The sequence below is a fragment of the Kitasatospora sp. NPDC059462 genome (assembly GCF_042749955.1).
GTDB lineage: Bacteria > Actinomycetota > Actinomycetes > Streptomycetales > Streptomycetaceae > Kitasatospora.
Map to the genome: position 1 here is coordinate 1 of NZ_JBHYUU010000044.1, position 12,560 is coordinate 12,560.

Sequence of the window (12,560 nt, forward strand, 5' to 3'; positions counted from 1 at the left end):
TTCTCCGGGGGCACCGCCGTCGCGGCGTTCGCGGGCCCGCGGACTACCCCGCCGCCGCCCGGGCGGTCTCGGCGCGCACGAAGTCCGCGAGCCGGGCGACACCGGCCACGATCCGCTCCGGCGTCAGGGAGCTGATGGACAGCCGCAGCCGGTGCTCCCCGCCGCCGGCCGGGTAGAACGGCGCCATCGGCGTCCAGAGCACACCGGCCTCCCGCGCGCAGCGCTCCATCGCCGCGTCGTCGGCCGCGAAGGCCACCGTGAGCACCGCGAAGAAGCCGCCCTCCGGCACGTTCCAGGACAGGCCCAGGCGCGCCCGCTCGTCCGCCGGGAAGCACCGCTCCAGCTCCGCCAGCAGGACCCCCATGGCGGCCGCGTAGTGGGCCGTGGCGGGGGCGTTGGCGGCCCGCAGCCGGCAGTCGTGGGTCAGCAGCATGCCGCCGATCACGGCCTGGCTGAGGGCCGGGGTGTTGACCGTCGTCATGCTCTTCAGCCTGGCCAGCTCGTCCGCGAGCAGGCTGCGCCGGCCGCCGGGGCCGGTCACCTTCTGGTCGGCGACCACGTAGCCGAGCCGGGCGCCGGGGAAGCAGGTCTTGGCGAAGGAGCCGAGGTAGACCACCCGGCGGTGGCGGTCCAGCGCCTTGAGGGTGGGCCGCTCGCCGCCCTCCCGGGCGAAGAAGCCGTACGGGTTGTCCTCGATGACCAGCAGGTCCTCCTCGGCGGCGGTCGCCAGCAGCCGGGTGCGGGCCGGGACCGGCATCGAGGTGCCGGAGGGGTTGGCGAAGTCCGGCACCACGTAGAGCGCCCGCGGGCGCCGGCCGGCGGCGCGGACCTCGCGGGCGGCGGCGCGCACCGCCGCCGGGTCCGGCCCGCCGTCCGGGCCCTCGGGGACGGGCACGGTGGTCAGGTCGAGCAGCCGGGCGGCGCCGGTGACGCCGACGTAGCAGGGCGAGCTGACCAGCAGCACGTCGTCCGGGCCGGCGCAGAGCGCCCGCAGCGCCAGCAGCATGCCCTCCTGGGCACCGACGGTCAGCACCAGCGCCTCGGGGGCCACGGTGAGGCCCTCGTCGTGGGCCAGGGTGCGGGCGACCAGGTCGTTGATGACGCCCTTGGTCGGCCCGTACTGGAACAGGGTGGTGCGGATCGCGTCGCGGTCCAGGCCGGTCGCGGCCAGGTGGTCGAGGTAGGCGTCCAGGTAGACCGGGACGTCCTCGGGCTCGAAGAAGCCCTCGTAGGGGCGGCCGGGGGCGAAGGAGACCGCCTGCGGGTAGCGGGTGGTGACCTCGTTGAGGAAGGTCATCGCGTCCAGTAGCGGGTCCGAAAGGGAAGCGTGCAGCTCGGCGAGCGGGAGCGTGACGGCCCCGGCGGGCGACTGCGGCCCGGCGGACCGGGCCCGCTCGGCGGCGGGGACGCTCATCCGAGGGCCTCGCGCAGCCGGGCGGCGGCGTAGGCCTGCGCCTCGGCGGCGCCGTCCAGGGTGCCGGTCATCGCGAAGAACCCGTGCGGCATGCCCTCCCAGCGGCGCAGTTCCACCGGCACTCCCGCCGCCCGCAGCGCCTCGGCGTACTGCTCGCCCTCGTCGCGCAGCGGGTCGTACTCGGCGGTGATGACGGTGGCGGGCGGCAGGCCCGCGAGGTCCGGGGCGCGCAGCGGCGAGGCGTGCGGGTGGGCGCCGTCGGCCGGGTCGGCCAGGTAGTGGCTCCAGTACCAGGCGACCGAGCGGCGGTTGAACAGCGCCGGGTCGTCGTGCTCGCGCAGCGAGGGGGTGTCGGCGCGGGCGTCGGTGTTGGGGTAGACGAGCAGCTGGTGGCGCAGGGCCGGGCCGCCCTCGTCGCGGGCGAGCAGGGTGAGCACGGTGGCGAGGTTGCCGCCCGCGCTGTCGCCCGCGACGGCGAGGCGCCCGGCGTCCAGGCCGAGTCCCTCCGCGTGCGCCGCGAGCCAGCGGGCGGCGGCCGCGCAGTCCTGGACGGCGGCGGGGAACGGGTGCTCCGGGGCGAGGCGGTAGCCGACGGCGGCGGTGGCGCAGCCGACCGCGTTGGTCAGCGCCCGGCAGACGGCGTCGCTGGTGTCCGGCGAGCCGAGGGTCCAGCCGCCGCCGAACAGGTAGAGCAGGACGGGCAGCGGGCGGCCGTCGGCGGGCGGCGCGGGGCGGTAGAGGCGCAGCGTGAGCTCGCCGCCGGGGCCGGGGAGGCGGTGCTCCTCGACGGCGGCGACCGGCTCGGGGGTGCCCGCGGCGGCGCGGATGTCGGCGAGGTCGGCGGCGCGGGCCTCGGCGACGGTGAGGCTGTAGAGCGGGGCGGTGCCGGCGCTCGCGCGGCGGTCGCGCAGCGCCTGGGCCTGGGGGTGCAGGGGCATCGGGGGTTCCTCGGGAGGGGAGGGGGTCAGCGGTCGGCCTCGACGTAGACGGTCTCGTCGGTGCGGAAGGCGGTGTCGAGGTCGGCGACGTCGGCGCGGGCGCCCTCGCGGTAGGCGCAGCGGCGGATCCGCCCCTCCTCGAAGCCGGCCAGGGTGAGGACGTGCCGCAGCTCGTCGAGGTCGTAGATCCACTGGTGGCCGTAGTGCCGGAAGATCTGGTTGACCAGGAAGGCCGGGCGCTGCGGCATCGGCGGGCCGAAGCCCATCGTGGTCAGGCGCCGGCGGTGCTTGGTCAGGAAGCCGTCGCCGGTGGCGTAGCCGACCAGGTAGCGGGCGAGGTCGGGGGTGGTGATCCGCAGGACGCCGCCGGGGCGCAGCACCCGCCGGGCCTCGCGCAGCCAGCCGACCGCGACGGGCATGGTGACGTGCTCGATGAGGTGCTCGGCGTAGACCCAGTCGACGCTGGCGTCGGCGAAGGGCAGCGGTTCGGAGATGTCGAGCTGGGTGAACCAGCGGTCGCCGTCGACCCGGTAGAGGGTGCCGGGTTCGGTGGTGGTGTCGGGGCTGCGCAGGGCGGTGAGGTCGGTGCCGAGGCCCGCCGGGTGGGCGGTGCGGAAGGCGGCGAACTCCAGGCCGGTGACGCCGAGGTCGGTGAAGTCGCTGTGGTCGTAGGGGAGTCCGCCGGCGGCGGGTTCGAGCTTCCGGCAGGTGGCGACGTCGGCGCTGAACCGGTCGAGCTGTTCGGCGAGGCCGTCGGGGTCGTCCCAGTCCCAGCCGGGGAAGGCGTCCTGTCTGTTCATGATGTCGGTCTTCCGGTCGTTCCGTCGGGGGTGGTTCGCGCGCGACGCGCTCAGAGCGGCCAGGGCGCGAGGGTGGTGCGGTCCAGGTCGGCGATCGTGGGGCGGCCCAACAGGGCCATGGTGTGCTCCAGTTCGTCGCGCAGCAGGTCGAGGACGCGGGTGACGCCGGCCTCGCCGCCGGTGGCCAGGCCCCAGAGGGCGGGGCGGCCGACCAGGACGGCGCGGGCGCCGAGGGCGAGGGCGACGGCGATGTCCGCGCCGCCGCGCACGCCGCCGTCGAGCAGTGCCGGGAGGTGCGGCGGCAGGGCGTCGACGACCTCGGGCAGGGCGGCCAGCGCGGGCAGTGCGCCGTCGAGTTGGCGGCCGCCGTGGTTGGAGACGACGACCGCGTCGACGCCGTGGTCGGCGGCGCGCCGGGCGTCCTCGGCGGTCAGCACGCCCTTGAGGACCAGCGGCAGGGAGCTGCGTTCGCGCAGCCAGGCGAGGTCGGCCCAGCTCAGGGTGGGGTCGAACTGTTCGCGGGCGTGCTCGGCGATGCCCGAACTGCCCCGGCCGGAGCGGTGGCTGGCGGCCATCACGGCGGGGTCGAGGTTGACCGCGCGGACCTCCGGGGGGACGGCGAAGCCGTTGCGCAGGTCGCGCAGCCGGCGGCCGATGCGGGGCGCGTCGACGGTGAGCAGCAGGGCGCCGAAGCCGGCCGCCTCGGCGCGTTCCACCAGGCCGGCGAGGACGTCGCGCCGGCGCAGCCAGTAGAGCTGGAGCCAGAGCGGTCCGGTCGCGGCGGCGGCGATCTCCTCCAGGGTGCGGCTGGCGAAGATTCCGGCGACCAGCAGGGCGCCTGCCTTTCCGGTCGCCCGGGCGGTCGCCGTTTCGCCGTCCGGATGGACCAGCCGGTGGTAGGCCATCGGGGCAATTCCGACCGGCAGTTGGAGCGTGGTGCCGAGCAGATCGACGGCCGGTGCGCAGACGGAGACGTCGACGAGGGTGCGCGGGCGGAACGCATAGCGTCCGAACATTTCCCGGTTGGCCTCGGCGGTGCGTTCCGCACCGCTGCCGCCCTCGATGAAGTCCCAGATTTCCGGGGGGAGTTGATCGCGCGCCGCGTGCTCGATCCCGGCCAGTGCGATTGGTGCCACGGGCATCCTCGTTCCCGGACCGGCCGCCTTCGGACCGGTCCACGGGTCGGCAGCGTAGGAGGTCTGCACCACATTGGTATAGACCTTGATTTGACCAATCGTCTGTGCAATGGTCTGGCAACGGAATTGGACGTATTGCTTGTTGATGACATGTGAACAGCGTCCAAGTGTCCATGACAAACCTCCTCACGTGTGGAGTGGCGTTGACCGGCTTTTCCCTTTCTTCACCGCCGCCCGCCTCACCCCCGCACGCCGACGCTCCCGCCGACTGGGTCGACCGGGTGCTGCTGGCCGGCCCCGGGGGTGAGGAGTGCCTCCGCTTCGGCACGCCCGTCGACCGCGACGCCCTGCGCGCGCTGGTCGCCGAGCAGGCCGAACGGCTGGCCGCGGCCGGCCTCGGCCCGGGCGGCACCGCGGCCCTGCGGCTGCCGCCCTCCCTGGGCTTCGTCGCGGTGCTCCTGGCCGCTTGGCAACTGCGGGCCCAGGTAGCGCTGTTGGACCACCGGCTGACCGACCACGAGGTCGAGCTGGCGGTCGAGCGGCTGGCCCCGCAGGTGCTGGTCGGCTCGGCCTCGCGGCCCGCGGCGGCGGCGCTGCGCGGCTACTCCCTGGTCGACCCGGTCGCCGTCCGGCTGCCCGCCGGCCGGCCCGCCGGGAGCGGCCACGCGCTGGTCCAGCTCAGCTCGGGCTCGACCGGGCCGGCCAAGGTGATCGCCCGCACCGCGGGTGACCTGATCCGCGAACTCGACTGCTACCGCAGGCTGACGGCGTTCCCCGGCGAGGGCGAGCGGGTGGTGCTGCTCTCCTCGGTGGTGCACGTGCTCGGCCTGGTCGGCGGGTTGCTCAACAGCCTGCACGCGCGCGCCCCGCTCACCGTCCCGGACCGGATGACGGCGGCCGGCATCCTCGGCGCGATCGCCGCCGACGGCCGCCCGACCACCGTGATCGGGGTGCCGTTCCACGCCGAACTGCTCGCCGGGGCCGCCGATCCGCCGGAACTGCCGCAGCTGCGGCGGATGGTGGTGGCGGGCGAGCTCGTCCGCCCGGGCCTGCCCGCCGCGTTCACCGCGCGCTACGGCGTCCCGCTCGGCACCATGTACGGGATGACCGAGACCGGGGTGATCGCCACCGACCTGGACGGCACCCTGCACCCGGCCAAGCAGCCCGTGCACGGCATGGAGCTGCGGCTCGTCGCCGACGAGCTCCAGCTGCGCACCCCCGCCTCGCCCTACCCCGGGCTGGACGACCCGACCCGCTGGTCGGACGGCTGGCTGCACACCCGCGACGCCGCCGTCCTCGACCCGGACACCGGCCGGGTCACCGTGCTCGGCCGACGGGACTCGCAGGTCTCGATCGGCGGGCTCAAGGTCGACCTCACCGAGGTCGAGCAGACCCTCGCCGCGCTCCCGGAGGTCCGGGAGGCCGTGGTGGTCTTCGACGACGGCGCCATCGAGGCCTACCTCTCGGCCGAGGACGGCGCCGACCGGGCGCGCGTCCAGGACGGCCTCGCCCGGCAGCTCGCCGCCTACAAGCGGCCGCGCCGGCTGGCCTTCCTCCCGCAGCTCCCCCGCACCGCCACCGGGAAGCTGCTGCGCGACCCGGCCGCCCTGCGCGCCGCCGCCGGCTGACCCGCCGCGCCGCGACCCGGCGCGCCCGGCCGCACACCACCCGTCCCGGCACCTCGGCCACCCGCTGCCCGAACGCGCCGGAACCACTCCGCCGGGGGCCGCCCGGAGGATGCCCCGGCGGGCAGGCACCGCCTGTCCGCCGGGACCACCACCGGCACCCCGCAGGACGTCCCTCCCTCCCCGACGACCCCGGGCACCCCGCGTGCCCGGACCCAAGGAGCCCACCATGCAGGACAGCATCCGCGCGTTCGTCCTCAACGCCCTGGCCGAGATGCAGTACGACGTCTCCGAGGTCACCGGCGACACCGACCTCGGCCCGGCCGGCCTGGACCTGGAGTCGCTCGCCCTCGCCGACCTCTCGGTCCAGGTCGAGGACGAGTACGGGGTCAAGTTCGACCTCGACGAGATGGAGACCACCGCGCTGATGACGCTCGACCAGTTCACCGCGGACGTCGCCGCCCGGATCGCCGCCACCACCGCCACCGCCGCCTCGGGCAGCCCGGCGTGACCGACCTCGACCGCCCCGACCGGGCCGAGGTCCTGACCATGCTCGCGGCGTTCGGGCAGCGTGCCGCCGAGGACGTCCCCGAGGAGCTCGGCTCGCTCGAACTCACGTGGCTGATAGCCGAGTTCGAGCAGCGCTACGGCATCGAGCCGGACCTCGACGACGACGCCTTCGAGGCCGTCCGGACGGTGGACGACGCCGTCGCGGTGTTCCGCGCGGCCGTCCGGGCCGCCGGAGGCCCGGACGCCACCGCCGTCCCCGACGCCACCGCGGGGGCCGCGCGGCCATGAACCGCCACGCCCCGCCCGCCGTCCGGCCCGTGGTGACCGGCGTCGGCGTGCTCAGCGCGGCCGGCGACGGACCGGCCGCGCTCACCGAGGCCGTCGTCCACGGCAAGGCCGCGTTCGCCGCGGTCACCCGGTTCGACGTCTCGGCACGCCGCACCGTCCGCGCCGCGCTGCTGCCCGAGCCGCGCCCGGCGGCCGACGCCGTGCTCGACGCCGTCGGCCAGGCCTGCCGCCGGGCCGGCCTGCCCCCGGCCGCGCCCGACGCCGGGCCGCCGGTGCTGCTCGCCCTGCACAGCGACCTGCGCACCCGGGACACCGTCGCCGCGGTCGCCGCCGGGGCGTCGGCCGCCTGGGGCACGCCCGGGGTCACCCGGGTCTACACCGGCGCCTGCGTCGCGGCCGCCACCGCCGTCGCCGACGCCGCCGCGCTGGTCGCCGCCGGCCTGCACCCCCGGGTGCTGGTCGCCGCCGGGCACCTGGTCGAACCGGGGGTGTTCGCCGCCTTCGACGCCGGCCGGGCCCTGGCCCGCGACGGCGAGCTGCGCCCGTTCAGCGCCGGCCGCAGCGGCACCCTGCTCGGCGACGCGGCCGCCGCCGTCCTGGTGGAGGCCGAGCCGGAGGCCGAGCGGCGCGGCGCGCCCGTGCTGGCCCGGCTGGCCGGCTGGGGCCGGTCCGGCGACGCCCACCACGTCTGCCGCCCCGAACCCGGGGGCGACGGCGTGGCGCGGGCCGTCGAGGCCGCGCTGCGACGGGCCGGGATCGCCCCGGAGGAGGTCGGCTACGTCAACGCCAACGGCACCGGCTCGCCGCTGTCCGACCTCGCGGAGGCCAGGGCACTGCACCGGGTCTTCGGCACGCACACCCCACGGCTGCCCGTCAGCTCCAGCAAGGCCGTCCACGGCCACGCCCTGGAGGCCTCGGCCCTGCTCGAACTCGTCGTCACCATCGGGGCGCTGACCGACGGCCTGCTGCCGGTCAACGCCGGCTGGCTGGGCCCGGACCCGGACATCGGCCTGGACCTCGTGCTGGACGGCCCGCGCGCCGCCCGGCCGCGCTACGCGCTCACCCTCAACTCCGCCTTCGGCGGCGCCAACACCGCACTCCTGGTGGCCGCCCGATGACCGCGCTGCGCATCCTCGCCGAGGCCGCCTGGCCCGACCCCGACGCCCGCGAGCCCGAGCCGCTCCCCCCGCTGCCCGGCTTCGCCGCCTCGTCCTTCAACCCCCTGGTGGCCGAGACCGCCGAACGCTGTCTGCGCGCCCGACACGGCGCGGCCCCGGCCCCCGGCCGGACCGCGCTGCTGCTGGCCAGCGCGGGCGGCGACCGCGCCACCGCCCGCGCCATCGAGACGGCCGCCGCCGACACCGGCCGGCGGATGCCCCCGCTGCTGTTCTTCCAGTCCAACCCGAACGCCGTGCTCGGCCACATCGCCGCCCGCTGGGGCCTGACCGGCCCGGTGGTGGCGATCAGCCCGGCCCAGGCCCCGCCGCCCGGACGGGTCCCGCAGGACGCGCTCGACCTGGCGGAACTGCTGCTCGCGGACGGCGACGCCGATCAGGTCCTCGTCATCGCCGCCGAACAGGCCGAACAGACCGAACAGACCGAGCCGCCCGACGACGGCCGCGACGGCCGCCACGACGACGAGGGCGACGGCAACGGAGGCCCCGGCGGCATCGACCGGGCCGTCGCCCTGCTGGTCACCACCGCCTGACCCGACCCCGCCCACCCGACCGACCCGATCCACCGCACACCCGTCCCCCGCCCCGCCCCACCCCTGCGCACCACCGGCGCGAACGGTCCCCCACCCGCCGCGTCCCGCCGCAGCACGCCCCGCACGCCCGTACCCCGGGAGGGATCCACCCCGTGAGCATCCGCAGTATCCGCACCCTGCTGGCCGACGATCCGGCCGTCGGCGCCGGAAACGTCCTCACCAGCCGCCTCGCGCTCGGCCTCGGCCTCGACGAGCCGCTGCTGACCTTCGACACCCCGGTGGACGACCACGCCGCCTGGCAGCCGTTCACCCTCGCCGAGCTGGACCGCGCCGTGCGCGCCCGGGCCGCCGCCCTGCACGCGCTGGGCATCGGCCGCCGCGACCCGGTGGTGGTCTACGCGAGCGACGCCGCCGACCACGTGCTCGCCTTCCTGGCGCTGGCCCGGCTCGGCGCCGTTCCCGCGCTGCTCAACCCCAACCTGGACGGCGAGCGGGCCGCCCGCTACATCGCCAAGCTCGGCCCGGTCGGCGTCCTCGCCGACGCGCCGCACCTGGCCGCGCTGGCCGGCCACGAGACCGGCGCCCCCGCGCTGCCGGAGATCGCCACCCTCGGCGCCGGCGACCCCGAGGCCGCCCCCGCCCCCTACCGGCACTGGTCCGGCGACCCGGTCGCGATCACCCACTCCTCCGGCACCACGGGCATGCCCAAGGCCGTGGTGCACTCGCACGCGAGCCTGTACGCGGCGATCCGCCACCGCGCCCGGCTGCCCCGCCCGCAGGGCCAGGAGCGGATGCTCAGCGCGCTGCCCGCCCCGCACGCGGCCACCCTGATCGCGGTCAACCTCGCGCTCTCCTCGCACTCCGAGCTCGCGGTGCTCTCCAGCCAGTCCGGCGCCGGCGTCCTGGACGCGATCGAGCAGTGGCGCCCCAGCGGCGTCATCGGCTTCGCCGCCACCTGGGCCGACCTCGCCCACCACGACCTGGCCGCCCGGGAGCTGGACTCGGTCGCGCTCTGGTGGAACACCGGCGACTGCGCCCACGAGGTGCACATCCGCCGGCTGGTCGCCGCCGGCAGCCGCGAGTCGGTGACCCGCGAGGGACGGGTCCGGGTGCCCGGCTCGCTGTTCGTGGACGGCCTCGGCTCCACCGAGATGGGCCACTCCCACTTCTTCATCACCCACGGCCCGGGCACCGAGCGCTACGGCCGCTGCGTCGGGCGCCCGCACACCTTCGTCGACTGCGAGCTGGTCGGCCCGGACGGCGACCCGCTCGGCCCCGGCGAGGTCGGCGAACTCGCCACCAACTCGCCGACACTGGCGCTCGGTTACTGGAACGACTCGACCACCACCTACCGCACCCGGCTGCGCGGGCGCTTCCTCACCGGCGACCTCATGTACCGGGACGAGGAGGGCTACTACTACCACGTCGACCGGGCCGTCGACTCCGTCGAACTCGGCGACGGCAAGCGGCTGTTCACCGCGATGTCGGAGGAGCGGGTGCTGGCCGCCTGCCCCGACGTGCTGGACTGCACGGTGGTCGCGGTGCGCGACGGCGAGCGGGTGGTCACCGACGTCCTGCTGGTCCTGGCCGCCGACGCCGACCCGGCCGCCGACCGGAGCAAGGCCGTCGTCGCCGCCCTGGACGAGGCCGCCGCGGCCACCGTCCGCCAGGTCGTCGTGGTGGCCGGGGAGGACATCCCGCTCGGCCCCACCGGCAAGGTGCGCAAGGTCCTGCTGCGTCAGCGCTACCTGGACACGGTCGCCGGGGTGGGCGCATGAACGCCTCCCGCCGCCCGGGCGCCGTGGTCACCGGCATCGGCCTGGTCACCCCGCTCGGCCGCAAGCCCGACGAGGTCTTCGACGCCCTCGCCGCCGGCCGCTCCGGCATCCGCGCGCTGCCCGAGGGCCACGCCGCCCACGGCTGGCTGACCGCGGCCGGCATCGCCCCGGCGGTGGACGGCCGCGAGGTGCTGCCGCCCACCGAGACGCGCTGCGTCGACCGCTTCGTCCTGCTCGCCCTGGCCGCCGCCGACGACGCGCTCGCCGACGCCGGCCTGGTGGTCGGCCGGGACGCCGACCCGCACCGCACCGCCGTGGTGCTGGCCACCGGGGGCGGCGGCCTGGAGACCTTCGAGCAGCAGTCCCACCGGCGCGTCGAGCGCGGCCGGCCCGGCGTCAGCCCGTACCTGCTGCCCGGCATGCTCTCCAACATGGCCACCGCCCGGATCGCCATCAAGCACGGGATCCGCGGCTTCAGCACCGCCATCGTGACGGCCTGCGCGGCCGGCGCCCAGGCCGTCGCCGAGGGGCTGCGGCTGATCCGCTCCGGCGACGCGGACGTGGTGGTGTGCGGCGGCACCGAGTCCTCGCTGCACCCGACCATTGCCGCCGCGTTCACCAACGCCCGTGCGCTGTCCTCCGGCTGGGACGACCCGGCGGAGGCGAGCCGGCCCTTCGACAGCCGGCGCAACGGCTTCGTGCTGGGCGAGGGCAGCACCGTCCTGGTGCTGGAGAGCCCCGAGCACGCCGCCGCCCGCGGCGCCGCCGGGTACGCCGACCTCACCGGCTGGGGCGCCTCCACCGACGCCCACCACCCGACCATGCCGCGGCCCGACGGCGCGGGCGCCGCCGACGCGATGCGCGCCGCGATCGCCAACGCGGGCCTCGCCCCGGCCGACATCGGCTACGTCAACGCCCACGGCACCGGCACCAAGCTCGGCGACGTCGCCGAGAGCGCCGCGCTCCGGGCGGTCTTCGGCGAGCACCGGCCCGCGGTCAGCTCGACCAAGGGCGCGACCGGCCATCTGCTGGGCGCCGCAGGAGCGTTGGAGGCTGCGGTCACGGCACTCGCGGTGGCCCGGGGGACGCTGCCACCGACCGTCAACCTGGTCGAGCCCGACCCGGCCTGCGACCTGGACCACGTCCGGGGCGCGGCCCGAGCCGTCCCGCTCACCGCCGCCCTGAGCAACGCCTTCGCCTTCGGCGGGCACAACCTCAGCCTGGTCTTCGAGCCCGCCTCCACCCCGTCCGCCCGCTGACGCCACCCGGCGCCGCCGCGCGCACACCCGTGCCAGGCCACTCGTCAACTCGCCATCCCCCGGGGAGATCCCGTTGTCCATCCAGTCCATCGCCCACGTCGAGTACCACTGCGCCGACGCCGACGCCACCGCGGCGGAGCTCTGCGCCGACTACGGCTTCACCGCCGCCGCGCCCGAGCCGGACCAGCTCGCCGCGGCCGAGTCCGCGAACGCGCGCACCGTCCTGCTGCGCCAGGGCACCATCCGTTTCCTGCTGCGCTCGGCCGCCGACCCCGCGCACCCGGTGGCCCGCTACGCCGCCCGGCACGGCGAGGGCGTCGCGGTCCTCGCCCTGTCCTGCCCCGACCCGCAGGCCGCCCTGGACCGCGCCGAGCGGCACGGCGCCCGGGTCCTGGACCGGGCCGGCGGGCTGGTGGCCGGGTTCGGCGACACCGCCCTGCGGTTCGTCCCCGAGGCACCGGCCGCGCCCGAGGCCGCCGAGGACGGCGCCCCGCGGCTGCTGGACGCCCTCGACCACGCCGCGATCTGCCTGCCGGCCGGCGAGCTGGCCGACGCGGTGAAGTTCTGCGAGGCCGCGCTCGGCATGCACCGCATCTTCGGCGAGTACATCGAGGTCGGCGAGCAGGCGATGGACTCCAGCGTGGTGCAGAGCGCCTCCGGCGAGGTCACCTTCACCCTCATCGAGCCCGACACCACCCGCCGCCCGGGCCAGATCGACACCTTCCTCGCCGACCACGAGGGCGCCGGCGTCCAGCACCTGGCCTTCCGCACGGACGACATCGCCACCGCCGTGCGCACCATCCGCGAGCGCGGGGTGGCGTTCCTGACCACCCCCGGCACCTACTACGACGCGCTCGCCGAGCGGCTCGGCGGCACCGCCATCCCGGTGGAGACGCTGCGCGAGCTGGACGTGCTGGTCGACCAGGACCACGGCGGGCAGCTGTTCCAGATCTTCGCCCGCTCCACCCACCCCCGCCGGACGTACTTCGTGGAGCTGATCGAGCGCCAGGGCGCCGGCACCTTCGGCACCGCCAACATCAAGGCCCTGTACGAGGCCGTCGAGCGGCAGCGCGCCGCCGCGGCCGTCTGAGCCGCCGCGGCCGA

12 protein-coding genes are annotated in these 12,560 nt (G+C 76.4%); 8 read left to right on the plus strand and 4 right to left on the minus strand.

What is annotated here, in order from left to right; all coding sequences use genetic code 11:
* Positions 1-43 precede the first annotated feature (43 nt).
* From ACFXAM_RS14235 to ACFXAM_RS14250, 4 genes are read right to left on the minus strand one after another with little or no spacing between them, the layout of a single operon-like run.
* Entirely contained in the window at positions 44-1,414 is a 1,371-nt protein-coding gene (locus ACFXAM_RS14235) for a PLP-dependent aminotransferase family protein (protein WP_380290874.1), read from the minus strand.
* Entirely contained in the window at positions 1,411-2,352 is a 942-nt protein-coding gene (locus tag ACFXAM_RS14240; protein WP_380290876.1) for an alpha/beta hydrolase fold domain-containing protein, read from the minus strand. Before ACFXAM_RS14240 ends, ACFXAM_RS14235 begins: the two co-directional genes overlap by 4 nt.
* Positions 2,353-2,378: 26 nt before the next feature.
* Positions 2,379-3,152 (minus strand): methyltransferase domain-containing protein, encoded by a 774-nt coding sequence (locus ACFXAM_RS14245; RefSeq protein WP_380290878.1) that lies wholly within the window; start codon positions 3,150-3,152, stop codon positions 2,379-2,381.
* 50 nt (positions 3,153-3,202) lie between these two features.
* Positions 3,203-4,294 carry an alpha-hydroxy acid oxidase gene (locus ACFXAM_RS14250; RefSeq protein WP_380290879.1) on the minus strand — a complete coding sequence of 364 codons (1,092 nt, stop codon included), beginning with the start codon at positions 4,292-4,294 and terminating at the stop codon, positions 3,203-3,205.
* A 191-nt stretch (positions 4,295-4,485) separates the two neighbouring features.
* Here ACFXAM_RS14250 and ACFXAM_RS14255 point away from each other — a divergent pair, with 191 nt between their 5' ends.
* From ACFXAM_RS14255 to hppD, 8 genes are all read left to right on the plus strand, one after another.
* A complete protein-coding gene (locus tag ACFXAM_RS14255) occupies positions 4,486-5,916 on the plus strand; it encodes a class I adenylate-forming enzyme family protein (RefSeq protein ID WP_380290953.1) in 1,431 nt (476 codons plus the stop codon).
* Positions 5,917-6,142: 226 nt separating this feature from the next.
* A complete protein-coding gene (locus ACFXAM_RS14260) occupies positions 6,143-6,424 on the plus strand; it encodes an acyl carrier protein (RefSeq protein ID WP_380290880.1) in 282 nt (93 codons plus the stop codon).
* Positions 6,421-6,711 (plus strand): acyl carrier protein, encoded by a 291-nt coding sequence (locus ACFXAM_RS14265; RefSeq protein WP_380290882.1) that lies wholly within the window; start codon positions 6,421-6,423, stop codon positions 6,709-6,711. Before ACFXAM_RS14260 ends, ACFXAM_RS14265 begins: the two co-directional genes overlap by 4 nt.
* The gene (locus tag ACFXAM_RS14270) at positions 6,708-7,829 is read left to right on the plus strand and encodes a beta-ketoacyl synthase N-terminal-like domain-containing protein (protein ID WP_380290884.1); all 1,122 of its coding nucleotides are present in this window, start codon (positions 6,708-6,710) and stop codon (positions 7,827-7,829) included. The genes ACFXAM_RS14265 and ACFXAM_RS14270 overlap by 4 nt, the downstream gene beginning before the upstream one ends.
* Complete coding sequence (locus tag ACFXAM_RS14275; protein ID WP_380290886.1) at positions 7,826-8,419, plus strand: hypothetical protein; 594 nt, start codon at positions 7,826-7,828, stop codon at positions 8,417-8,419. The genes ACFXAM_RS14270 and ACFXAM_RS14275 overlap by 4 nt, the downstream gene beginning before the upstream one ends.
* A gap of 152 nt (positions 8,420-8,571) precedes the next feature.
* Positions 8,572-10,197 carry a class I adenylate-forming enzyme family protein gene (locus ACFXAM_RS14280; RefSeq protein WP_380290888.1) on the plus strand — a complete coding sequence of 542 codons (1,626 nt, stop codon included), beginning with the start codon at positions 8,572-8,574 and terminating at the stop codon, positions 10,195-10,197.
* Positions 10,194-11,456, plus strand: coding sequence for a beta-ketoacyl-[acyl-carrier-protein] synthase family protein (locus tag ACFXAM_RS14285; RefSeq protein ID WP_380290890.1), 1,263 nt, complete (start codon positions 10,194-10,196; stop codon positions 11,454-11,456). The genes ACFXAM_RS14280 and ACFXAM_RS14285 overlap by 4 nt, the downstream gene beginning before the upstream one ends.
* 73 nt (positions 11,457-11,529) lie before the next feature.
* Positions 11,530-12,546: a 4-hydroxyphenylpyruvate dioxygenase gene (hppD, locus tag ACFXAM_RS14290; protein ID WP_380290892.1), complete on the plus strand. Its 1,017-nt coding sequence runs from the start codon at positions 11,530-11,532 to the stop codon at positions 12,544-12,546.
* The last annotated feature ends 14 nt before the right edge of the window (positions 12,547-12,560 follow it).

Bases quoted from the DNA above. Each gene is read 5' to 3' on its own strand.
- ACFXAM_RS14245 (WP_380290878.1), bottom strand. From the start codon at position 3,152: ATGAACAGACAGGACGCCTTCCCCGGCTGGGACTGGGACGACCCCGAC.
- ACFXAM_RS14270 (WP_380290884.1), top strand. From the start codon at position 6,708: ATGAACCGCCACGCCCCGCCCGCCGTCCGGCCCGTGGTGACCGGCGTC.
- ACFXAM_RS14275 (WP_380290886.1), top strand. From the start codon at position 7,826: ATGACCGCGCTGCGCATCCTCGCCGAGGCCGCCTGGCCCGACCCCGAC.
- ACFXAM_RS14260 (WP_380290880.1), top strand. From the start codon at position 6,143: ATGCAGGACAGCATCCGCGCGTTCGTCCTCAACGCCCTGGCCGAGATG.
- ACFXAM_RS14285 (WP_380290890.1), top strand. From the start codon at position 10,194: ATGAACGCCTCCCGCCGCCCGGGCGCCGTGGTCACCGGCATCGGCCTG.
- ACFXAM_RS14250 (WP_380290879.1), bottom strand. From the start codon at position 4,294: ATGCCCGTGGCACCAATCGCACTGGCCGGGATCGAGCACGCGGCGCGC.
- ACFXAM_RS14235 (WP_380290874.1), bottom strand. From the start codon at position 1,414: ATGAGCGTCCCCGCCGCCGAGCGGGCCCGGTCCGCCGGGCCGCAGTCG.
- ACFXAM_RS14240 (WP_380290876.1), bottom strand. From the start codon at position 2,352: ATGCCCCTGCACCCCCAGGCCCAGGCGCTGCGCGACCGCCGCGCGAGC.